Origin of the sequence: Curtobacterium sp. MCPF17_001 (assembly GCF_003234615.1) — a bacterium.
Taxonomy (GTDB): Bacteria; Actinomycetota; Actinomycetes; order Actinomycetales; family Microbacteriaceae; genus Curtobacterium.
Map to the genome: position 1 here is coordinate 214,236 of NZ_QKSL01000003.1, position 21,680 is coordinate 235,915.

Sequence of the window (21,680 nt, forward strand, 5' to 3'; positions counted from 1 at the left end):
ATCATGTGGCACTATTTGAATGCCGTACACCGGGACATCCCCGGGCACTCGTGTTGGGACCACGGGAGAGCGGCGGGATCGTCGGGGAAGGCGGGCCGCGTGGAACTACGCGACTACATCACCGTGCTACGTAAGGGATGGGTCCTCATCCTGGTCTTGGCACTCGTCGGGGTCGCCGCTGCCGCGGGCTTCTCCCTGCTGAAGAAGCCGGTGTACTCCGCTTCGGCGCAGGTCTTCGTCTCGACGGAGACCTCCGGCAGCGCGAGTGACCTGGCGCAGGGCAACACCTTCACCCAGCAGCGCGTCCTGACGTACTCGAACCTGGTGTCGACGCCGATCGTGCTCCTGCCGGTCATCTCGAAGCTCCAGCTCGACATGAACGCCGACCAGCTCGCGACGATGGTGTCCGCGACCGCGCCGACGAGCACGACCCTGATCTCGATCAGCGTGAACGACACGGACCCGGTCCGGGCCGCGGACATCGCGAACGCGACCTCGCAGAGCCTGACCAACGTCGTCGAGGACATCGAGGCCACCGACGCCGAGGGGACGAGCAGCGTCAAGCTCACCCGCGTGAAGCAGGCCGACGTGCCGAGCAGTCCGGTCAGCCCGAACGTCCCCGTGAACGTGGCCCTGGGCCTCCTGGTCGGCCTCGCACTGGGCGTCGGCATCGCCGTCCTCCGGGAGACGCTGGACAACCGCGTCCGCACCGAGCAGGACGTCGAGAAGATCAGCGACAAGCCGGTCGTCGGCGGCATCGCCTTCGACAGCAAGGCGTCGGAGCGTCCGTTGATCGTGCAGGTCGACCCGCGCAGCCCGCGTGCCGAGTCGTTCCGCACGCTCCGCACGAACCTGCAGTTCCTGGACATCGGCACCGGCGCCCGCACCTTCGTGATGACGTCGTCCGTGCAGTCCGAGGGCAAGAGCACCACGGTCGCCAACCTGGCGATCGCGCTCGACAGCGCCGGCTTCCGCGTCATCCTGATCGACGCCGACCTCCGACGTCCCCGCGTCGCCGAGTACATGGAGGTCGAGACCAACGCGGGCCTGACCGACGTGCTCATCGGGCGTGCCGAGCTGGAGGACGTCGCCCAGCCCTGGGGCCGTGGCAACCTCGTCGTGCTGCCGGCCGGTCAGATCCCGCCGAACCCGTCCGAGCTCCTCGGTTCCCGCGCCATGCAGGACCTCATCGAACGCCTGGAGGGCGAGTTCGACTACGTCCTGTTCGACGCCCCGCCGCTGCTGCCCGTCACCGACGCGGCGATCCTGGCCAAGAAGGCCTCCGGCGCGATCGTGGCCGTGGCCTCGGGCAAGACGCACAAGGGCCAGTTCGCCGCTGCGGTCTCCGCACTCGAGAGCGTGGGCGCGCCCATCGCCGGCTTCGTCATCACGATGATGCCCGTCCGCGGCCCGGGCGCCTACGGCTACGGCCGGTACGGCTACGGGTACGGCTACGGCATCGAAGAGGACGAGAACACACCGAAGGTCAAGCCGCCGAAGCGCGGCGGGAAGAAGCTCGGCGCGCTGAGTCGCGCCGAGCGCTGAAGCGAGGTCGGGGGACATGAACGCACGCCGGGGGACCCGAAACCTCGGCTCGACGCGTACACGAACGACCCTGATCTGGGTCGCCATCGTGATCGTCGTGCTGGTCGTCATCGACATCGCACTCGTCACGCTCGCCCTGGGACGCACCGCACCGAACTCCGGTGACCCGGCGGGCCCCATCCCGACCTTCTCCAGCTCACCGCGCTCCAGCACGAGCCCATCACCGAGCCCCACCGCTGACGCCGCCGGCGCACGTCGGTCCCTCTCCGCGGTCGACGGCCAGGAGGCATGGCGCGCGACCGGCGGCACGTGCGGCGGTCCCGCCCCCACCCTCGAGCACACCCTCGACGCCGGAGCGACCTGGGAGCCGGTCACGCTGGGAAGCGACGTCTCGTCGGTCATGGCGATCCGCGCCTCCAGTGCGAGCCTGACGGTCCTGGCCGGTGTCGGCGACGACTGCACCCCCACGGTTCGTTCCAGCACCGACGACGGCGCCACCTGGAGTGCCGCCGGTGACGGCGCCGCCGGGGCCGGAATCTCGACCGCGGGTGTCGTCCTGTCGACCGGTGTCGTCGACCCGCCCTGCAGCGACCCGATCGAGGCCTTCCAGGGCAAGCAGACCTCCGTCGTGATCTGCGACGGTCAGCTCGACTGGCGGTCCGGCACCGGCGACTGGGTGGACGTGCCGCTCGACGGCGTCCGCTCGATTGCCGACGCCGGCAACGACTACTCGCTCGCCCGCATCGGCACCGACACGTGCGCCGGCGTGCAGATCGAGTCGATGCCCGCCATCGCCGTGACGCCCGCGACGACGACCACTCCGATCGGCTGTGACGCGGACGCCGCCACCGAGGGGTCGATCAGCCTCGACCGATCCGGGAACGACGTCTGGCTCTGGGCCGGCGACACCGTCGCGGTCTCGACCGACGGCGGAGCCACGTGGTGAGCCGGTGGCTGACATGACGGCGGGCGCGGTGCGGGTCTCCCCGTCGACGGGCTCCACGGAGGAGTGGAGCCGGTCGTTCTCGCGCCGCGTCCTGATCACCGACCTGCTCGCCCTGTTCTGGGTCGTGTTCGGCGTGCAGATCGCGTGGCTCGGTCTCGACTCGAACCTGGCCACCAACACGGCTGACCTGCGTCTGAGCTACACGGGGATCTCCATCGTCGTGATCGCCGTGTGGATGACCGCCCTGGCCCTCTACGACACCCGCGGCCACCGCGTGATCGGCGTCGGCAGCACCGAGTACCGCCTGGTAGCGGACTCCAGCGTGCGCGTCTTCGGTGTGCTCGCGATCGCTGCCTACCTGCTCCACGTCGACCTGGCACGCGGCTACATCCTCATCGCGTTCCCGGTCGGCATCGTCGTGCTGCTGCTGTCGAGGTGGATGTGGCGCCAGTGGCTGGTCGCCGAGCGCAAGCGTGGCAACTACTCCGCCAAGGTCCTGCTGGTCGGCTCGACCGCCAGCGTGCTGCACCTGGCCCGCGAACTCGGACGCTCGCCGGAGGCCGGCTACCGCGTCGTCGGCGCAGCGGTGTCGGCGGGGACCCGCGGAGTCCTGCCCGGGTCGACCGTGCAGAGCTTCGGTGGCTTCGACGACCTGACGGACGCCCTCGCCGCCACCGGTGCCGACACCGTCGTCATCACCAGTGCCGACGACCTGCCCCCGGAGCGCGTCCGCCAGCTCAGCTGGTCGCTGGAGCCCGGCCGACAGCACCTGGTCGTCGCCCCGAGCCTGACTGACATCGGCGGCCCGCGCATCCACACGCGTCCGGTCCAAGGTCTGCCGCTGATCCACGTCGAGACGCCGACCTACTCGGGGCGCAAGCTCTACACGAAGCGTGCCTTCGACCTGGTCGGGTCCGCCCTGCTGATCATCGTCCTGTCGCCCGTCCTGCTGATCCTGGCGCTCGTGGTGAAGACCACGTCCCCGGGCCCCGTGTTCTTCCGTCAGGAACGCGTCGGCCTGAACGGTGCCACCTTCCGGATGATCAAGTTCCGGTCGATGGTCGTCGACGCCGAAGCCCGCCTGCAGGAGCTCAGCCAGCTGGACCGCGCCGAGGGCAACGACGTCCTGTTCAAGATGAAGAACGACCCCCGTGTCACCCGTGTCGGGGCGTTCATGCGGCGGTACAGCCTGGATGAGGTGCCGCAGCTGTTGAACGTCCTGGTCGGCGACATGTCGCTGGTCGGACCGCGGCCGCCGCTGGCCAAGGAAGTGGCGCTGTACGACACGCACGTGCACCGGCGGTTCCTGGTGAAGCCCGGCATGACCGGCCTGTGGCAGGTGAGCGGCCGCTCGAATCTGTCGTGGGAGGATTCAGTCCGACTCGATCTGTTCTACGTGGAGAACTGGTCGATCATCGCCGATCTTCTGATCCTGTGGAAGACGCTGAAAGCAGTAACCGCAAGCCAAGGGGCCTACTGAACATGATCTCGGAAGATACGCACTCGCAACCGAGTGAAAGCAGCCAAGGGAGGGCCCTGATTGACCTCCTGCCGAGGATTCGCGTAGCAGGCGTTCCACTGGTCGCAGTTCCTGCAGATGACCTTCTCAAGCGCCTCAGCCTCGTGGCGGGGGACCTGCGTGGCGAGGGGGTAGCCGTTCACTTCGTGAACGCGTACACCGTGTCGTTGACCCATGACGAGCGTTACCTCCGTTTGTTCAACTCCCGTGCAGTGAACCTTGCGGACGGCACTCCGCTCGCGTGGCTCGCTACGAGGCAAAGGTCAGACGTCGCCCACGTTCGCGGGCCAGACGCCTTCCGCGCGATCCTCGCTGCTGGTGACGGCGGTATGCGCCACTTCCTCCTGGGAGGAACGGAAGAATCATTGGGTCGGCTTCAAGCCACAGTCGCACGAGAGTTTCCTTCGGCGAGGGTCGTTGGTGCGTTCAGTCCGCCTTTTCGTGAACTCACAGGAATAGAACTGCGTGCCGTCGACGACAAGATCACCGCGTCGGGGGCGAACATGATTTGGGTAGGAATCGGCACTCCCAAGCAGGACTACGAGGTTGATCGACTTGCTCGTGAACACGCAGCAGTAGTTCTGGCCGTAGGCGCGGCGTTCAACTTCTTGTCAGGTGACGTCGTCGAAGCGCCAGCGCTGGTCCGACGTACAGGTTTGGAGTGGCTGTTTCGCCTGGTCCGAGAGCCACGTCGACTCTGGCGGCGGTACTTGATCGGCAACCTGGGCTTTCTTGCGCTTGCCTGGAAGAGACGGAATGAGTGACCAGCGAGCAGTCGAACCCGGTTCTGCGGCCTGAGAAGTTGACTGATGAACCGAAGTTCGAGCCGTTGTCAGCAGAGGGTTGGAGCTTCCGATGGTCGGGAAAGATGAACGCATGTTCTCCGCATTGAAGAGCAGATTGCTCATGGCTCTCGCGGTCCGGGCAAATGTGCGGGTGGGGAAGAACTTCCATGTCGGCATGGGCTCGATCATTTGGGCGCCAACTCGACTTGAGATCGGGAACGACGTCTACGTCGGCAAAAATTGCACCTTGCAATTCGATGGTGAGATCGGCGATGGTGTGCTGATAGCCAACAACGTGGGTGTTGTAGGACGGCGGGACCACGACATTCGTCAGATCGGTGTGACGATCAGGCGTGCTCGCTGGGTCGGTGATTCTCGAGCTCTGAGTTCACAAACCCGCATCGGGGACGACGTATGGATCGGGTTCGGAGCCATAGTGCTCTCCGGGATATCCATCGGCCGCAGTTCGATCGTGGGGGCGGGAGCATTGGTGACTAAGGATGTCCCAGAGAACTCGATAGTCCGCGGCTCGCCTGCAGTTGTGGTGGGACGTCGATTCGACGAAGATGAGTACCGCGAACACTTGCGCCTGCTCGCCGACGAAACGGATTGACACGTGGCGAGGATCGCGATCATTCACCCATGGCTCCCGCAATACCGTCTGCCGTTCTTCTCTTCGCTGCGCGAGCAGGGTGCCGCGGCAGGACACGATGTAGAAATCTTTTACGGCACAGTGCCCCCTGAGTGGGAGGCCCGAGGGGACGCCGTCGAGGCTCCGAAGATCGCGGAGGAGCTCTCCACTAAGTGGCTGAAGATTGGTCCGCTGAGCCTCGCACTTCGTAGCCTCCGGCCGCTCCGCAGGAACGGCCCGTTTGACCTGATCATCGTCGAACAAGCAGTGCGAAACCTCGAGACGTACCAGCTAGCTGTTTCAGGACTTGCCCCTCGGATCGCCATGTGGGGTCATGGACGTACTTACACTAAGCCGACGCCCGCCTTCCAGGAAAAGCTCAAGCATACGCTGACCCAGCGCTCTGACTGGTTCTTTGCGTACACTCAGGGTGGCGCTGATCACGTGGTATCGGGGGGGTACCCCTCTGAACGCACGACGGTCGTGCTCAACACGATCGACTCTCGCGGGCTTGCAGAAGCGGTGGATACGGTCGCGGAAGATGCGGTACACGCGTTCAAACACCTGCACAACCTAGGTGACCGGAATGCGGTGTTCATCGGCGGACTCGACGAGTCAAAGCGCTTGAACTTCTTGCTTGCCTCAGGCGACGCCATCGCTGCGCAGCACTCGTCCTTCCGGCTACTGGTGATCGGGGATGGGAATCTCAAAGAGTGGTTGTCGCGCGAAGCAGTGAATCGGCCCTGGCTGACGCTGCTCGGGCACGCGACCGGCGAAGTGAAAGCACTGGCATTGTCGGTGTCTCGTGCGATCCTCATGCCAGGTCGGGTCGGGCTGGTGGCCGTCGACAGCTTCGCCGCAAAGGTGCCGATCGTCACCACCCACTATCCCTGGCACGCGCCGGAGTTCGAGTACCTCGAAGATGACCGTAACGCTGTCGTCACTGACGATGACGTGCAATCCTACAGCGAGGGTGTAGCACATCTCTTCGATAGCGACGATCTTCACCGCCGTCTCGTCCAACAGTGCGGTCAAGATTCGGAGCGTTACTCGGTCGATGCGATGGCGGCTCGTTTCCTCGGGGGGATAGAGCTTGTGTTGAAGACCCCGGCGCGACGCGGGCCACTGTGGTGTAACAAGCTCAGGATCGTGAGGTGAATTGCCATCGCGCTTTTCGCCGGATCCGGGGGTGCCGGATTGCTTCGATCTCGACGAACGGTGGTGGGGTGAGTGTCAGAGATTGATGCAAGCCATGCACGGACACGTCTTGACTTCGTTGACGGGTTGCGCGGAATTGCCGCCCTCGCTGTCGTCCTGAGCCACGCCATAGGCATGGTGCCCCCGGATCATCCAGTGCTGCCCATATGGCGCGCTAGTCCTGATCTTCTGCTGCAATGGCCCTTTCTCTTCGGCAAGCAGATGGTTTGGCTGTTCATCATGTTGAGCGGCTTTGCCTTGTACTGGAGTGAAGAGAGTCGGCGTGCACGTGGTAAGGGTGCGACGGGGCTTGGGTTGTTTCTGAAGCGTCGAGTTTGGCGGATTCTGCCTACCTATTACATCGCCCTGGTGGTCGGCGCTGTTGTTGTAGTGCTCTTCGCCAGGTATCTGTTAGAGCCCTCTGCAAGCCTGGCTACATCGGCGCCGGTCACAATAGGGGGAGTGATTTCTCACCTCACGCTTGTGCACAACTTGCGGCCTGACTGGATGTACCAGCTGAACCCACCTCTCTGGTCCATCGCTGTGGAAGCGCAACTCTACTTGCTTTTCCCGTTGTTCCTCGTTTTGCGCACTCGGCTGACGATCTACGGTTCCGCTGCTCTCATCGTGGGCGCAATCTTCGCAGCCAACAAATTCCTACCATTTGCTTTCTTCTCTTTGGTCGAACTTTTCGCTGTCGGAGTCATCGTGGCGCACGTGGTTCGCCGTTGGGCGGCACCACCCGCGCCCATCTGGACTGTGGCCCTGCTGGCCGTCGCCGTCGGCCTGGTGCGCCCCGGTCTGCCGGCCAAGGTAGAGGAGGCGTTGTGGGCGGTAGCGTTCGCGGCTGTCATCCTCGGGTTGGTCAACGCGCCTCGACGGTGGTGGAACGCGGCCACTTGGACAGGCGCTCGGTGGCTCGGCGCTCGGTCGTACAGCTTGTACGTGCTGCATTTTCCCGTTGCACTTCTGATTTGGGCGGCAGTCGGGAGACTGGGACTCAACCGCCCAGCAGAGATCGTTGCCGTTGTACTCGGCACACTTCTAGGTGCGCTCGTCGCAGCCAACCTGGTGTGGAGGTGGATCGAGGTCCCGTCCCAGGAACGGTCGAAGAACGCTACTACGAGTACCACAAAGAGGATCGGATAGGGGGCTCCCCGAGCCGTTGTAGATCGAGGGTGAGGGCCGAAGAACTTCCCAAGAGGGTTGAGTTGAAGTCCCGACACGTCAGTGACGGCGCATGAATCGTGGAAGACGAACGTTCCGGCGCGCCAGCAGCGCAGCGATGGGTTGCCAGCGGAGCGTGACGAGCCATGTCAGCCCGCCTGCGGTTCCGCCGCTGAGACACGCTGCGACTTCAGGGGAGATTACGAGGTTGACGGGCAAGAAATGAACTGCTTGTGCACCGAGGAAAGCACCGCCGCCGATTAGGATCGCCCATCCTGCGGGTACGGCAGCGCGAAGGAGCAGGGTGAAGAAGTCGCGGACGCTCGAGCCTGCGACGGTCGTCATGAGTGCAAGCAGACCGATCCCTTGCGTCACGGCTACGCCAACTGATGTGAGGATCGGATCGCGGGTCACCAACAGAGTGATGATCGTCAACGCCGCTCCGAGGGCGAGCCCGACCTGTCCGAGCCGCACCTTCCGGAAGAAGCCGCGCATCTCAAGGCTCGCTGCCAAGAGACTGAATGGAACTTGTAGCGCGGCCGCCACGGCAAGTCCAGGAACCAGAGCTCCGACTTGTCCCCAGCCTGCGCCTAGCCACACGGACGTGAGCTGCGGCGCCAAGGCAATCAGCATGGCAAAGAGTGGGAAGGCGACGCTAGAAGAAACAAGCGTTGCATCACGCATCGCAACCACCGCGCCCCTCGGATCTCCGATGAGTCTGCGCCAGTGCGCTTGCGTGGCGCGGTTGAGCGCGGTGGTTAGAGGCGTACTCAACGAAGCAGCGAGCGAGTTCGCCCGGTTGAAGGCCCCAAGGCTTCGTGCGCCAACAGTTGAACTCAGGGCCCAGGCAGGGGCTTGTCCCATCACAAAGAAGACGACGTTCTGTCGGCTCACGTTCCACGAGAACGCCAGGAACTCGCGGTGCGACGTCGGCGCCCCTGCCCTGTACCGCTGTTTGCGAGCGAGGTGGGACAGGATTCCGAGCACGGCGGGGTTGAGGACCGGGACGAGCGCGAGCGCCCAAGGATGCCTCGACGTGACGGCGACGATCAGGGCGGTGACGGCTGGTACGACGAAGGCGCTCAGGATACTGAGCGCGTCAGCGGTGGGTCGACCTTCTCGCCGCAGGAGTGCCGACTCGACGCTCGCGATGGGGAAGATCAGCAGCGACAACGTGAGGAGCGGCCGGTACTGGTACTCGTCGAGGGCCCTCAGCAAGTCAGCCCACAGAGGAGTCGCAAGGTAGAAAGCTGCGGCTGCGAGCGCTCCTCCTACGAGCGCGTAGAGGCGGATCCAACCGAGGTCCCGATTCGTCAGAACATCGCGGTGCATGATGAGCGAAGGCAAACCAGTGGTCGTCACAAGGATCAGCAGCGCCTGGAGACCCAGGATGCCAGTGAAGGATCCGAACTGCGTGGGTGTGAAAACTCGGGCCGTTGCTCCTGAGTAGACGAACTGTCCGACACCGATCAGCAGCTGTGAAACGAGGAGCACACGTGCACCCCGGAACGCTAGAGAGAAGGTGGACATCAGATTGCTGCGACGTTGCCGACAATGACCGCGAGCACTCGGTACCGCGCATCGATCTTGCCTCTAATCATGAGGACCGTGCCGCGCATGCACCCGGCGCGTTCGCTCATGCCGGTGCCTCCCCGCCAGGCAACTGCGCCTGGCGGTGCTTCCGATCACCGGCTACTAGCCGCTCGTATTCACCGACGTAAGCGTTCGCCACCGACGCAGGGCTGTAGCGCGCAGCGGCTAGGGACTTGGCGCGGATAGTCCGAGCTTTCGAGAGGGAAGGATTGCTGTGAACAGACACGATCGCGTCTGCGATGGCGGCGGTGCGACGCACATCGACTAAAACGCCCGCCTCTCCATCGAAAAGTGTCCAGCTGACCGCACCGGACTTCTTACCTGCGATGATCGGCAGCTCGAACTGAATCGCCTCCAGCAGTGCTATTCCCTGCGACTCTTCTCGAGAGGGGTGGCAGAACATCGAAGCACGGGAGTATTCGCGCGCCAATGCGTCTCGCGGGAGAGTGCCAAGAAAGTGGACATTCGTGTCGAGACCCTGCCTTGCTGCCCATCTGTGGAGACTGGCGCCACGCTCGAGTCCGGGGCCAACCAATCGAAGTTCAGCTTTGGGAACCCGTTTCAGAACAGTCGAGAATGCGCGCACAAGTCTCCGTACGTTCTTCAATCGAGAGCCATTGGCTACGTCGAGGATCACGAGATCTGACGGCGGCATGTCGCTTCGCGACCCCATGTCGGGAGTCGGGTTGGTGACGACTCGGATCGGCCGTCGATAAAGCATCTCTGTTCGCCATCTGTCGGCTAGGTAGGGCGTTACCGCCGTGAGTTCGTTGATCCGGCTGCGCACGGCGACAGCCATGATCGTACGTACGAGGCGATAAGGGTCTGGCATACGCTTCAACACCGTGAGCGGTGCGTCATGGGCAGTGACGAGCAACGGAGTGCTTCCCGCATCTAAGCATGCAAGGGCAAATTCGTACGTCCAGTGTGCGTGGTACACATCGGCGTCGAAAGACTTCAACTCGCTCTTCAGAGCCGCCCGTTCAGCAGAGAAGAAGTCGAGCGCACGAGTCCGAGCACGTAAGCGGTACGGGACGACACTGACGCGGAGGAGCGGCCCCTGCGCGGTCCAACGTTCCCTGACGGATGGAGATGCAGTGAACAGAGCGACCTCATGTCCAAGGTCGAGGAGGGAACGCACGAGCGAGTTGACGGGCGTACCTCCGAGGCCAGCAGGCGCTCCCGAAGGGTTGTGCAGGTCGGCGATGAACTCCCTGGGATCGGCCGGGCCGACAACAGCTATTCGCAACGGCTACGCCTTCTGCTCGCTTGGTTCGGCACGCCGGGAGGAGATTCCGTACGCTGACAGGTACTCGTCGACTCCCCTGCTCGCCGAGAAGTCGAACACAGCGTCGCCAGCCTGCGGTTCTACCGAGCCGAACTCCTGCAACGCCGTCTCCCACTCATCAGCGGCAGCGACTACACGGACGCCCGGAGCGCTTGCCGCCCAGCGCAGGCCGGGGGCGTCGTTGATGATTGCCGGAAGGCCCACCGTCAGCGCTTCTGCGAGCGCAACGGACATGCCTTCTCTCACGCTCGGCAGTAGAAAATAGTCGGCGGCGACGAGTGCGTCGTCCGGCGAGGCAGGTCCGCGGGAAAGCAGTTGACCTCGCTGCTCTAGCTCATCGAGGCTCCGACGTTCTTGGGCGGACGCGTCTCGTTCGTCTCCGAGATGCAACAGCTTGTGGTCCGTTGAGGCGAGTGCCTGGAGCGCAATATCATGGTTTTTCACCGAGCCACAATTGCCCAGGATGAGCGCCACTGGTGGCCCGTCATCGCAAGTTGACGTCCGCGATCGGACTTGCGCGAGCGCGAACATCCGGTCGTCGACCCAGTTCATGATTGTCCGAGTGCGCCGTCCGATGCCCCGTTCATTGAGCTCGACATCAGGTGACGGCGCGATGATCGCTCGGGTGAAGCGGTCCCCGATTGCCGCCTGAACCGCCCGACTGAACCACCAACGCCCTCGAGCTGGAAAAATGCTGTGCACCGTGCGGACGATTGAGCCTCGGGTGCCCAAGGCCCAGCGGGCGACGATCACGTTCCTGAGGTAATTCGCTTCCACATGTATGTGGATCACATCGATGGAGGAGGACCGGACGATCTTCCTGAAATGTAGAGCATTGCGCCAAGAACCTGCTATGGACTCGACCAGGTCAACGGTGTAACCAGCGTTCCTCAGTGAATCAGCAAATGGCTGATCATCGCCCTGGCCGATCACGGAAGTGTGCACGCCCGCTGCGGCGAAGTAGGGCGCAGCTGAGACGAGCATCCGCTCCATCCCGCTGGGCCGCAGGGAGCCCAGTACGTGCAGGACCTTCACGCGGTTATCGATCTTATGCAACTGAACCGCCCTTGATCGGATGTCTAGCCTCGGGTCGTGTCCTCGCGGGCATCTCTGGCAAGACATTCGTGAGAGGAACTGCTGCCCAGCCAAGGAAGATGCAGATGTACCACGGCCAGGAGTAGGTCCAACCGAAAGCAATCAACGCGACGATGATGGCGATCGATGCCGCAGAAGTTCGTGCGCGCAGTGCTCGAGTGACGAGGAGGATCAGGACTGAGACAAATAAACCCAATCCTATGACGCCCGATCGAAGGTAAAGGCTCAAGTACCAGTTGTGAGGTGCGTACGTCACCCATACGCCGGATTGCAAGCGACCGTAACCCTGGCCGAACGGCTCTCCGAAAAGAACCACGCTCGTCCCTTGTGCCACGGAGCCCCTCACGAGATTGGTCCAACCTTCGATCCTTGCCTCGAAAGTGTTCAGATTTTGCGCGGCACCGACGAGGGTGTTGATGAGGGGTGTAAGCACGCCGGAGGCTACAGCTATTGCTGATATCGCTGCTCCGATGATGACTATCAGAGCGGTCCTGCGCTTCACTGACGGGTTGCCCGTCAGCCCGACTGCCACAGCAGAGCACAAGGCGGCCACCCATACCGTGCGTTCTTGCGTGAGAACGATGACGACCGTGAAGAGCACGGCACTCCAGGCGTATGCCCCGCGACCAGTGGCCTTCCAGAAGTGCAGGCAGGCTATCGCGCAGAGCAGGAGCATGAGGGCCTGACCGGCGACGAGTGCGCGCGATGTCTGCTCGGTGTCGGCGGTCACACTGACGAACTCGGACGTGGAGCCGAGACCGTGCCGAGCGATGTGGTAGAAAGCCACTGCCGACAGGAGCCAACCCATAGTGAGTGCGAGGCGGGTGAGCAGCCTGGTCGAGAACTTTAGGTCCCAGTGCGCAGATATTGCCCAGCCCAGTGCTGCGAATGGGTAGAAATACGCTCGGAACTCGCTTGTTGCCTGTGGGAGCCCGATGGTCGACGCGCCTCTAGCGAAAGAAAAGAAGAAAAGCGCGCCGATTGCGAGCCATATCCAGGCCAACCCTCCGACATTCAGGATCATCTGGGCAGTGCGCGCTACCGTCAGGATGAGTAGGGCGACAGCGAGAAGGTCGAGAAAGTAGACCTGTAATCCGGCGACCGTCGCCAACGGGGGGATGTTCGGAATCTCCCAGGCGACGGCAACAACCGCGGTCGATGCGATCGCTACCACGGTCGGATGCCGTGCTGTCAAATAGAAGAAGAACAGAAGTAGAAAAGCGGCGACAGGGGCTATCGCGGCGAGTGCCAGTATGTTCACGACGCAAACCTGAAGATGCGTCGAAGCCACCACAACGAGTAGGTGGCGATCATCACAGTCCACCAGGTCTTCGGGTTTGTGCGACGCAGTACTCGGCGCAGCGACGAAAAGTTCCCGCCGCCTTTCGAGCCGGTGAATGCGGCCCATGCCGCCTTGGCGGTGCTGTAGGTCTGTTCGTTATTCCTTGCGCAAGTTCCTGCCGTTCTGGGTGCAAGTAGGACTGGTATCCCGATCTTGTTGCATCGAAGGCCGTAGTCGATGTCTGCTAGTGCATGGGAGAATTTGCCGTCAATCCCGCCCAAACGATGCGCAATGCTAACCGGCACGAGTACACAATTCCCGTTGAAGGTCTCGACGCGCACGGGCTTTTCGCCCGGAGTGACGCGGCGATAGTTCAGGGGATGCCGTCCGGCGCGTTCAAGTCCGGAGTAGGTGATCGTTCCGTCTTCTGGATCTCGCATGGCGCCGACGACAACTGCATCTCCGTTTGGAACTTGAGCGAGGAGACCAACAACAGCGTTCTCGTGGAGTTGAACGTCGTCGTTGAGCCAGAGGATGAAGTCCTCTGGCTCAGTTGTCTTGCTGCCCAGGGCAGCTCGCTCTGCCTGCGCCATACCGCTGGCCCAGTAGGCGGAGCCATCGCCGGTCAAGATCGTGACATCGGCTTCGAGCGCGCGAAGAGCCTCGGCCGTGCCGTCGGACGAGCCGTCGTCGAAGACGACGAAGCGCGGTGTCACGCCCGCGACCGCTGCGGCCGTCTGCGTCTGCTGGACTGCTCGAACGGTCAATTCGCGTCGGTTGTGGCAAGCGATGATTGTGATGAGATTCATATGTATTTCAGCCGGACTGCAACGAGTCAGTCTCGTCGCCTGATCTTCTGGACAAGAGCGGCGGGTGGCAACGCGGTGCATCACTTCGATCGTGCTCCCCTTGGACCAGGATCAGCCCTCTGCCTGATCGTGCCACATCGAGCAGGCGGTCGGTAGTGAGGCCGGGGGAGTGTGCTGCGCCGTTCTTGGCGTTTGATGGCTGCCGCCTAAGACCTCGGCTCTGGCGGCTGTCGGGATCCTTCTGTCGGCTGTCGGGCTCCTTCTAGAGGGCGTTCGTGGGGGCGCCGGCCGAACTGACGCCACGGCGAGACGGCAACTCGCCGTGACTGCGATCACCGCAGGAGTGTGTCCGGCAGGGTCACGGTCCGCGTGAGACATTTTCAGGGTCGCGTGTGCTGACGCTAAGGTGGAGCGTTCCGGCGCTGAATAAGGGGTAGGTCATGGCACCAAAACGAGCCTTCATCACTGGCATCACGGGTCAGGACGGGTCCTACCTCGCGGAGCTGCTCCTCGCAAAGGGGTACGAGGTGCACGGGCTCATCCGTCGCGCGTCGACGTTCAACACCTCCCGCATCGACCACCTCTACGTCGATCCGCACGACCCTGACGCCAAGCTGTTCCTGCACTACGGCGACCTCGGCGACGGCGCCCGTTTGGTCAGCCTGCTCGGGGAGCTGAAGCCGGACGAGGTCTACAACCTCGCTGCGCAGTCGCACGTGCGTGTCTCCTTCGACGAGCCGGAGCACACCGGAGACGTCACGGGCGTTGGGTCGATGCGCATGCTCGAAGCCGTGCGCATGTCGGGCATCCACACGCGGTTCTACCAAGCGTCGTCGTCTGAGATGTTCGGTGCGACTCCGCCGCCGCAGAACGAGGAGACGCCGTTCTGGCCGCGCTCCCCGTACGGCGCCGCGAAGGTCTACAGCTACTGGGTGACGCGGAACTACCGCGAGGCGTACGGGATGTTCGCGGTCAACGGCATCCTCTTCAACCACGAGTCGCCCCGGCGGGGTGAGACCTTCGTGACGCGGAAGATCACGCGAGCGGTCGCGCGTATCAAGGCGGGCCTCGAGGATCACGTGTACCTCGGCAACCTCGACTCCGTCCGCGACTGGGGCTACGCCGCTGAGTACGTCGAGGGCATGTGGCGGATGCTGCAGGTCGACGAGCCGGACGACTTCGTGCTCGCGACCGGCGGCGACTTCACGGTGAAGGACTTCCTCTCGACCGCGTTCTCGCACGCCGGCTTGAACTGGGAAGACCACGTCCGCTTCGATGAGCGCTACCTGCGTCCGAGCGAGGTCGACGCTCTCGTGGGTGACGCGTCCAAGGCCAAGGAGAAGCTCGGCTGGGAAGCGACGGTCGACACCGGGGAGCTCGCCCGCATCATGGTCGACGCAGACATCGAGGCGCTCGAGCACGAGGGTCGCCCGTGGATCGACAAGGTCAACCTCGCGAGTTGGGAGTCCTGATGACGGACAGCGACTTCACCCCGGGCCCGCTCGACCGTTCCGCACGTGTCTACGTCGCGGGCCACCGTGGACTGGTCGGATCAGCGGTGTGGCGGAAGCTCGAGGCTGAAGGCTTCACCAACTTGGTCGGCCGCACCTCGGCAGAGCTCGACTTGAAGGACCGCGACGCGGTCTTCGCGTTCTTCGCCGAGCAGAAGCCCCGGTACGTCGTCCTGGCGGCTGCCAAGGTCGGCGGCATCATGGCGAACAACACCTACCCGCACGACTTCCTCAGTGAGAACCTGCAGATCCAGGTCAACGTCATGGACGCCGCGGTGGAGCACGACACGGAGCGGCTGATGTTCCTCGGCTCGTCGTGCATCTACCCGAAGTTCGCAGAGCAGCCGATCCATGAGGACTCGTTGCTCACCGGGCACCTGGAACCGACCAACGACGCGTACGCCATCGCGAAGATCGCCGGGATCATGCAGGTACAGGCGGTTCGACGGCAGTACGGCAAACACTGGATCTCGGCGATGCCGACCAACCTCTACGGCCCCGGCGACAACTTCTCGCCGACCGGTTCACACGTGCTGCCGGCGCTGATCCGTCGGTACGACGAAGCGGCGAAGTCCGGTGCCGAACGCGTCGAGAACTGGGGAACGGGCTCGCCGCGGCGCGAGTTCCTGCACGTCGACGACATGGCGGCCGCGGTGTTGCACCTCATGGAGCACTACGACGGGCCCGAGCAGGTCAACGTCGGAACCGGCTCGGACGTGACGATCAAGGAGATCGCCGAGACGATCGCGTCGATCGTCGAGTTCCAGGGTGAGACGGTCTGGGACTCGTCGAAGCCCGATGGCACCCCGCAGAAGCTCCTCGACGTCTCGAAGCTCGCGGACGCCGGGTGGACGGCGGGCATCGGGCTGGAGGAAGGGTTGCGCAGCACGATCGCCTGGTACCGCACCCACGTGGACTCGATCCGCCAGTGACGAGGCAGGTCGGACATGCCCGACCCTAGGATTGGTGCCATGTCCGACCTTCCCGAGTCGCGACGTACTGCTGCACGCCGGGGGTCAGGGGCCCGTGTCGTGCTGTGGATCGTCCTCGCGATCGTTCTGCTGTTGCTCGCTGCCGTCGTCTGGGTCGGTGTCCGAGGGCTGCTCGCCAAGCAGCACCTCGAGCGCTCGGTGAGCCTCGTCGACACGTTGAAGTCGCAGATCACGGCGGGCGACCCTGATGCCGCAAAGCGGACAGCGCAGGAACTGGAGGACAACGCCGGGTCGGCACGGAGTCTGACGGGCGACCCGGTGTGGGGTGCTGCGCAGTACACGCCGTTCTTCGGGACGAACCTCCGCGCTGTCCGCGAGATAGCTGTCGTGGTCGACGACGTTGCGACCGGAGCGGTGCGCCCCGTCGCTGGGGTCATCGGCGATCTCAACACCCAGGCATTCGCCCCGAAGAACGGGCGCATCGACCTGCAGCCCCTCGTCGACGCGCAGCCGGCCGTAGCCCGAGCGACGACGACCCTGAGTGGGGCCGACTCTGCTGCAGACAAGATCGACACCGCCGGGACGCTCTCGCCGGTCACCGCCGCAGTGAACCGCCTCCGCAATGCTCTCGGTTCCGTGTCGCAGCAGGCAGTCACGGCGAACAAGGTCGTGCAGCTGGCTCCGGCCATGCTCGGGCATGACGGAGATCGGAACTACGTCCTGTTGTTCCAGAACAACGCTGAGCTCCGCGCTGGCGGTGGCATCCCGGGTGCGGTGGCGCTCCTGCAGGCCAAAGACGGTGCGATCAGCCTCGGCAGCCAGGCGGCTGGAGCGTCCTTCGGCCCGTACGACAAGCCGGTCCTCCCGCTGACGCCGGACACCGAGAGCCTCTACGGCGACATCACCGGGCGGTACATGCAGGACGTCAACCTGACGCCGCGGTTCGACCTGACCGGCGCGCTCGCGCGTGAGATGTGGAAGCAGAAGTTCGGCGAGCAGGTCGACGGGGTGCTGGCGATCGACCCCGTGACGCTCAGCTACATCCTCCGCGCGACCGGGCCGGTGCAGCTGGCGACCGGGGACACGTTGACGTCGGACAACGCCGTGAAGCTGCTGCTCAGCGACGTCTATGCGAAGTACCCGGATCCGACCGTGCAGGACGCGTTCTTCGCCTCGGCGGCGAGCGCTGTGTTCGACAAGGTGTCCAGCGGAGGGTTCGACGCGAAGAAGCTCATCACGGCTCTGTCCGACGGCACTGGAGAGGGCCGCCTTCGCCTGTGGAGCGCGGACAAGGGTGAGCAGCAGCGGATCGCGGGGACGGCTGTGGCCGGGACCCTGCCGACGGCGTCGAAGCAGACGCGCGAGTTCGGCGTCTACCTCAACGACGGCACCGCCGCGAAGATGGACTACTACCTCGACAAGCAGGTCTCGGTCGGCGGCTCGGTGTGCCGGAAGGACGGGCGCCCCACTTCGGTGGTCGAGGTGACGCTCAAGAACACGGCTCCCGCGGACGCGGCGACGAGCCTTCCTCGTTACGTCACCGGTGGCGGAGACTTCGGGACGGAGCCCGGCAAGATCAAGACGCTCGTCGCCGTCTACGCACCGGCGAACGCCATCTACCTCGGCGCCTCCCAGGACGGCAAGGCTGCGGGCTTGCAGACGACGGTCGACGGCGATCACCCCGTCGCGCAGCTGCAGACACTCCTCGCGCCGGGGCAGAGCACCACGTTCCGTGTCGCGTTCCTCGGTGACGCCAAGTACGCCACCGCCGGCGTGCAGGCGGAGTCCACGCCTGGCGTACGGCAGTCGAAGGTCCAGCCGCTGCAGTTCGACTGTGCGAAGCCGGTCCCGGTCGGCTGAGTCGACCGCCGGCAACCGGATCGCGGACTCTAGGGGCAGAAGACCCCGTCGCAAGTGCAGGTGTGATCGGTGAGTCGCCGCATACCGCGGTTCTGCGGGACCCCCACTCCGGGGGGTCCCGGGCGACCTGAGCGGGTGTGAAGCCTTCCCATCGAGCGGCAAGACCTGTTCCTTCAGAGCTCGTTGCGCCCACTGACCGGGGATTTCGTGCGCTGCGAGCCCCGAGGAGGTTGCCTCGTGGTCCCATGCTCGGTTCAGGCTGAGAGCAGATCCAGCTGCAGTTCACGCACTCGTTGCACAACGGGTGGTAACAAACTGTGAAAGTCCGCTACATTGAGGGAACTTCGCCAATCGCACTCGCCATGACTGGCTGTGGGGGATTGACTCTGCGGAGGCAGGGCTCTGGTATCAGGGTCTGTCAGATCAGATCACTAGGGGAAACTTCATGAAGAAGCTCATCGCCGCGGTCGTGCTGGCTGGCGCCGCACTGCTCGCAACGCCGGCTGCCGCCAACGCCGCTGGTTACGCACCCGACTCCAACGTCGTCGTCTCCGGCAACTACGTCGCCGGTGGTGTCGTCGTCGTCAACTTCAGCCCGGGCGCGTTCCAGAACAACGAGACCGTCAACGTGCAGATCACCGGTGCCGGTGTCTCCTCCGCGACGCTCGGCGCTCTGCCGGTCACCACCGTCTCGAAGGCGTACACCGCCGGCGCCGACGGCTCCCTCCCCGTTCGCGTCACCCTCCCGGTGGGTGGCTCGGGCTCCTACAACCTGACCGCCACGGGCGCCACCTCCGGTGTCGTCGGCGTCGCGTCCTTCACCATCGCGCCGGCTGACGCCGCTGCGGTTGCTGGCTCGAACGGCACCAACGGTTCCCTCGCCTTCACGGGTTCGACCGTCTCCGCCCTGGCCCTCTGGGTCGCCGGTGGCGCAGTCGTCCTCGGTGGCGGCCTGCTCGTCGTGCGCGGCTCGGTCCGTCGCCAGCGCGAGACCGTCTGAGCTTCAGCTCACTGAACGAAACCCCCGGGGCCGAGAGGCTCCGGGGGTTTCGTCGTTCGTGGGGGCGTGGGTCAGGTCACGACCAGGAGGACGGCGACGACGCCGATGACGGCGAGCGGGGCGACCACCCATAGCCACCACGGGAAGGCGGAGGGACGACGGTACTGTCTGCGATTCGGGTTCACCTGCTGACCGTACGACCGCCACGTCCCGGTTTTCAGTGATCAGGCGCCCCGGACTCCGAACTCCATGAACTTGTCGGCTGATCGTCACATGTCGGACACAGAACCCGGCGCCTTCGGCAGCTCCCACAGCTCCGCGTACCGCTCCCGCACCAGTGGCCACACCTGCGCGACCGCGTCCTCGACCGAGCGCACCGAGTCGCTGAGCGGCGGGGTCAGCACGAACTCGTGAGGGATCGGCCGACCGGAGCGGTCCTGCCGGCCTTCCGGGTCGGGGAACCGCACGGCGAGCATCCCGGTCCGCCGCCGAATCGTGGCCGGCACGTCGCGGACGCCGGCGAACGCCTCCTCGTAGCGGGCCAGTGGGTCTTGGCCGGGCTGCTCGGTCGACAGGAAGCGGAAGCCCCACGTGCGGCCGCGGGTGGCCCAGATGAAGTTCATGCGTCGTCTCCTCGGCGCAGGACACGGTCGTCCACCCCGCGGTCCAGGTCCTCGGCGAAGCGTGCGAGCACCCGGGTGGTGAACTCCCGTTCGGCCTCCGCCTGGTCCTTCACCTTCGCGACCTTCTTGGCGGCGAAGCTGACGGCCCTCGAGCCGAGTCCACCGCCGATCATGCTGACGGCAGCGCCGACCAGGTTCGACTTCACGAGCTTGGACGTGCCGAGGAACCCGACGACCGGTCCCACGAACTTCAGCAGCTGTTCGGCGACCTGGGCACCGCGTTGCCGGGTGGAGGCCCACTTCGCGAAGCGTTCGAAGGGCAGCATCGCGGTCATCGGCAGCAGCAGGTCGACACCCGTGCGGGTGGTGACGTCGATCTTCCCGGGCTCGAACTTGGCGGACGACAGCAGCAGGAAGTCCTCGCCGACGTCGAGCGCGTCGGGGTCCTCGACGAAGCTCTGCAGCACGCTCCGCAGCTCGTCGAGCTCGCCGCCGGCCTTGCCGATCACGAGCTCGCGGAACTCCTCCACGTCCAGGTCGGGCAGCAGATCGGCCTTCGACAGTGCGAGCGTCCAGATGCGTGGGAAGCGGGTCAGGCGTTTGCCGTCCTCGAGGACGTCGTCGCGCAGGGCGTAGAGGCCGGTGTGGAAGTCGGTGAGCAGGGCCTTCAGGTAGCGCTCCTCCTCTCCGCGGTTCTCGGCGAGCAGCTGTCCGTCGACGAGGACGACGGCGACGTCCGCGCTGAGGAGGGACCGGAAGGTCTCGATCCGGCGGGCCTCTTCGTCCGCCGAGCTCGGGTCCTCCTCGAACCACTCGCCCGGGTAGTCGTGCCACACGATGCCCAGTGGCTTCGCCGCCTTCTGCTTCGACCGGCCCTTCGGCAGGTCGTCGGCGGACGGCTCGATGACGAACCGGTACGCGGAGGCGCTGAACCGGTTGGCGCTGGGGACCGTGGAGCTGTCGCGCATGCCGAGGTAGTTGCGGTGCAGGGTCCGGCCCTGCGCACGGTCCTCTGCGGTCACGGCGTACCGGTTCGCCCGCCGGACCTTCGGCTCCTGGGCGGCGCCGTAGAACGACGAGAGCAGAACGGTCTTCCCGCTTCCACTGCCTCCGAAGACGGCGATGTGCTGTTCCATCGTGGTGCTGGTCGAGGCCATGCTCCGACCGTAGGCGTGTGCACCTTGGCGCTCGTCGCACCACGGCGGGCAGGCGAGGACGGACGGGCCGCTGAGAGCGCGTCAGCCCCGTCGCTGCCGAGCCGCCGCCGCGAGCAGCACGACCCCGAGCACCGCTCCGAGGACCGCACCCAACGTGTTGGCGACGACGTCGTCGATGGTCGCGAACCGTGCGGGCAGGAACAGTGCCTGCCCGGTCTCGATCGAGGCGCTGACCAGCAGGCCAGCTCCCGCACCGGCCCACCACCACCGGGCACCGGCGAGCAGCACCACGAGCAACCCCAGCGGTACGAAGAACGCCACGTTCGCCAGCGACTCGATCATCGGGTAGCCGAACCAGCTCGGCGCTCCGTGCCGGTGCGCGGCACCGATCAGGCGGTCGATCCAGGGCTGCGCTTTCGCGTCGACGGGCGTGCCCCAGAAGCCGATGAGGACCACCGCCACCGCGTACGCGACGGCCAGCGCCCCCGCGATGCGGCGACTGCGGCCGGTCGCGTGGGCGCTCGTGCCGCCACGTCGGCGGAGCGCACGTCCGGAGGCGACCATCCGCCGGACCGCAGCCGACGTCACGTCGCGCACGTCGGGCTCGGGTCGGTCGGGGGTCACGGGAGCGACGCTACCGGGGCGGGCCTCCAGGCCGGATCCGTCGCGGGGCTGACCGCCGGACTGGAGGCCCGTCCCGCCTTCTGTGGACCCGGTCCAGATTGCGAGTACCCCGGTTT

The 21,680-nt window shown here is 64.9% G+C and carries 19 protein-coding genes; 11 read left to right on the top strand and 8 right to left on the bottom strand.

What is annotated here, in order from left to right:
* Positions 1-99 precede the first annotated feature (99 nt).
* The 7 genes from DEJ24_RS04930 (at position 100) to DEJ24_RS04960 (ending at position 7,772) form a co-directional block, all read left to right on the top strand.
* Positions 100-1,545, top strand: coding sequence for a polysaccharide biosynthesis tyrosine autokinase (locus DEJ24_RS04930; RefSeq protein WP_111077532.1), 1,446 nt, complete (start codon positions 100-102; stop codon positions 1,543-1,545).
* A 16-nt stretch (positions 1,546-1,561) separates the two neighbouring features.
* A complete protein-coding gene (locus DEJ24_RS04935; protein ID WP_111077533.1) occupies positions 1,562-2,491 on the top strand; it encodes a hypothetical protein in 930 nt (309 codons plus the stop codon).
* 13 nt (positions 2,492-2,504) lie between these two features.
* A complete protein-coding gene (locus DEJ24_RS04940) occupies positions 2,505-3,971 on the top strand; it encodes a sugar transferase (protein WP_111077534.1) in 1,467 nt (488 codons plus the stop codon).
* 2 nt (positions 3,972-3,973) lie between these two features.
* Complete coding sequence (locus DEJ24_RS04945) at positions 3,974-4,774, top strand: WecB/TagA/CpsF family glycosyltransferase (RefSeq protein ID WP_111077535.1); 801 nt, start codon at positions 3,974-3,976, stop codon at positions 4,772-4,774.
* A gap of 112 nt (positions 4,775-4,886) precedes the next feature.
* Positions 4,887-5,408, top strand: a complete 522-nt coding sequence (locus DEJ24_RS04950) for a DapH/DapD/GlmU-related protein (protein ID WP_258374728.1) — start codon at positions 4,887-4,889, stop codon at positions 5,406-5,408.
* A gap of 3 nt (positions 5,409-5,411) precedes the next feature.
* Positions 5,412-6,584 carry a glycosyltransferase family 4 protein gene (locus DEJ24_RS04955; RefSeq protein ID WP_111077536.1) on the top strand — a complete coding sequence of 391 codons (1,173 nt, stop codon included), beginning with the start codon at positions 5,412-5,414 and terminating at the stop codon, positions 6,582-6,584.
* 72 nt (positions 6,585-6,656) lie between these two features.
* The gene (locus DEJ24_RS04960) at positions 6,657-7,772 is read left to right on the top strand and encodes an acyltransferase (RefSeq protein ID WP_111077537.1); all 1,116 of its coding nucleotides are present in this window, start codon (positions 6,657-6,659) and stop codon (positions 7,770-7,772) included.
* A gap of 78 nt (positions 7,773-7,850) precedes the next feature.
* Here the strand turns inward: DEJ24_RS04960 and DEJ24_RS04965 are convergent, their stop codons facing one another.
* The 5 genes from DEJ24_RS04965 to DEJ24_RS04985 form a co-directional block, all read right to left on the bottom strand.
* Complete coding sequence (locus DEJ24_RS04965) at positions 7,851-9,320, bottom strand: oligosaccharide flippase family protein (protein ID WP_111077538.1); 1,470 nt, start codon at positions 9,318-9,320, stop codon at positions 7,851-7,853.
* A 106-nt stretch (positions 9,321-9,426) separates the two neighbouring features.
* Entirely contained in the window at positions 9,427-10,524 is a 1,098-nt protein-coding gene (locus DEJ24_RS04970; protein WP_181436523.1) for a glycosyltransferase family 4 protein, read from the bottom strand.
* A 111-nt stretch (positions 10,525-10,635) separates the two neighbouring features.
* Entirely contained in the window at positions 10,636-11,706 is a 1,071-nt protein-coding gene (locus DEJ24_RS04975) for a glycosyltransferase (protein WP_181436524.1), read from the bottom strand.
* A gap of 13 nt (positions 11,707-11,719) precedes the next feature.
* A complete protein-coding gene (locus DEJ24_RS16540) occupies positions 11,720-13,027 on the bottom strand; it encodes an O-antigen ligase (RefSeq protein ID WP_146245931.1) in 1,308 nt (435 codons plus the stop codon).
* On the bottom strand, positions 13,024-13,938 hold the full coding sequence (locus DEJ24_RS04985) for a glycosyltransferase family 2 protein (protein ID WP_111077542.1): 915 nt from the start codon (positions 13,936-13,938) through the stop codon (positions 13,024-13,026). Before DEJ24_RS04985 ends, DEJ24_RS16540 begins: the two co-directional genes overlap by 4 nt.
* Positions 13,939-14,297: 359 nt before the next feature.
* Between DEJ24_RS04985 and gmd the strand changes: the two genes are divergently transcribed.
* The 4 genes from gmd (at position 14,298) to DEJ24_RS05005 (ending at position 19,160) form a co-directional block, all read left to right on the top strand.
* Positions 14,298-15,329, top strand: a complete 1,032-nt coding sequence (gene gmd, locus DEJ24_RS04990; protein ID WP_111077543.1) for a GDP-mannose 4,6-dehydratase — start codon at positions 14,298-14,300, stop codon at positions 15,327-15,329.
* Positions 15,329-16,300, top strand: coding sequence for a GDP-L-fucose synthase (locus DEJ24_RS04995; RefSeq protein ID WP_111077544.1), 972 nt, complete (start codon positions 15,329-15,331; stop codon positions 16,298-16,300). Before gmd ends, DEJ24_RS04995 begins: the two co-directional genes overlap by 1 nt.
* A 39-nt stretch (positions 16,301-16,339) precedes the next feature.
* Positions 16,340-18,160, top strand: a complete 1,821-nt coding sequence (locus DEJ24_RS05000; RefSeq protein WP_181436525.1) for a DUF4012 domain-containing protein — start codon at positions 16,340-16,342, stop codon at positions 18,158-18,160.
* A 445-nt stretch (positions 18,161-18,605) separates the two neighbouring features.
* Positions 18,606-19,160: a hypothetical protein gene (locus DEJ24_RS05005; protein ID WP_111077546.1), complete on the top strand. Its 555-nt coding sequence runs from the start codon at positions 18,606-18,608 to the stop codon at positions 19,158-19,160.
* Between the two features lie 269 nt (positions 19,161-19,429).
* Here the strand turns inward: DEJ24_RS05005 and DEJ24_RS05010 are convergent, their stop codons facing one another.
* The 3 genes from DEJ24_RS05010 to DEJ24_RS05020 form a co-directional block, all read right to left on the bottom strand.
* Positions 19,430-19,783, bottom strand: a complete 354-nt coding sequence (locus DEJ24_RS05010) for a hypothetical protein (protein ID WP_111077547.1) — start codon at positions 19,781-19,783, stop codon at positions 19,430-19,432.
* Positions 19,780-20,940, bottom strand: a complete 1,161-nt coding sequence (locus tag DEJ24_RS05015; protein WP_111077548.1) for an ATP/GTP-binding protein — start codon at positions 20,938-20,940, stop codon at positions 19,780-19,782. Before DEJ24_RS05015 ends, DEJ24_RS05010 begins: the two co-directional genes overlap by 4 nt.
* An 81-nt stretch (positions 20,941-21,021) precedes the next feature.
* Positions 21,022-21,564, bottom strand: a complete 543-nt coding sequence (locus DEJ24_RS05020) for a VanZ family protein (protein ID WP_111077549.1) — start codon at positions 21,562-21,564, stop codon at positions 21,022-21,024.
* Positions 21,565-21,680: the final 116 nt, after the last annotated feature.

Coding starts and splice junctions, on each gene's coding strand:
- DEJ24_RS04935 (WP_111077533.1), top strand. CDS start 1,562: ATGAACGCACGCCGGGGGACCCGAAACCTCGGCTCGACGCGTACACGA.
- DEJ24_RS04940 (WP_111077534.1), top strand. CDS start 2,505: ATGACGGCGGGCGCGGTGCGGGTCTCCCCGTCGACGGGCTCCACGGAG.
- DEJ24_RS04945 (WP_111077535.1), top strand. CDS start 3,974: ATGATCTCGGAAGATACGCACTCGCAACCGAGTGAAAGCAGCCAAGGG.
- DEJ24_RS04950 (WP_258374728.1), top strand. CDS start 4,887: ATGTTCTCCGCATTGAAGAGCAGATTGCTCATGGCTCTCGCGGTCCGG.
- DEJ24_RS04965 (WP_111077538.1), bottom strand. CDS start 9,320: ATGTCCACCTTCTCTCTAGCGTTCCGGGGTGCACGTGTGCTCCTCGTT.
- DEJ24_RS04985 (WP_111077542.1), bottom strand. CDS start 13,938: ATGCACCGCGTTGCCACCCGCCGCTCTTGTCCAGAAGATCAGGCGACG.
- gmd (WP_111077543.1), top strand. CDS start 14,298: ATGGCACCAAAACGAGCCTTCATCACTGGCATCACGGGTCAGGACGGG.
- DEJ24_RS04995 (WP_111077544.1), top strand. CDS start 15,329: ATGACGGACAGCGACTTCACCCCGGGCCCGCTCGACCGTTCCGCACGT.
- DEJ24_RS05000 (WP_181436525.1), top strand. CDS start 16,340: ATGTCCGACCTTCCCGAGTCGCGACGTACTGCTGCACGCCGGGGGTCA.
- DEJ24_RS05005 (WP_111077546.1), top strand. CDS start 18,606: ATGAAGAAGCTCATCGCCGCGGTCGTGCTGGCTGGCGCCGCACTGCTC.
- DEJ24_RS05010 (WP_111077547.1), bottom strand. CDS start 19,783: ATGAACTTCATCTGGGCCACCCGCGGCCGCACGTGGGGCTTCCGCTTC.
- DEJ24_RS05015 (WP_111077548.1), bottom strand. CDS start 20,940: ATGGCCTCGACCAGCACCACGATGGAACAGCACATCGCCGTCTTCGGA.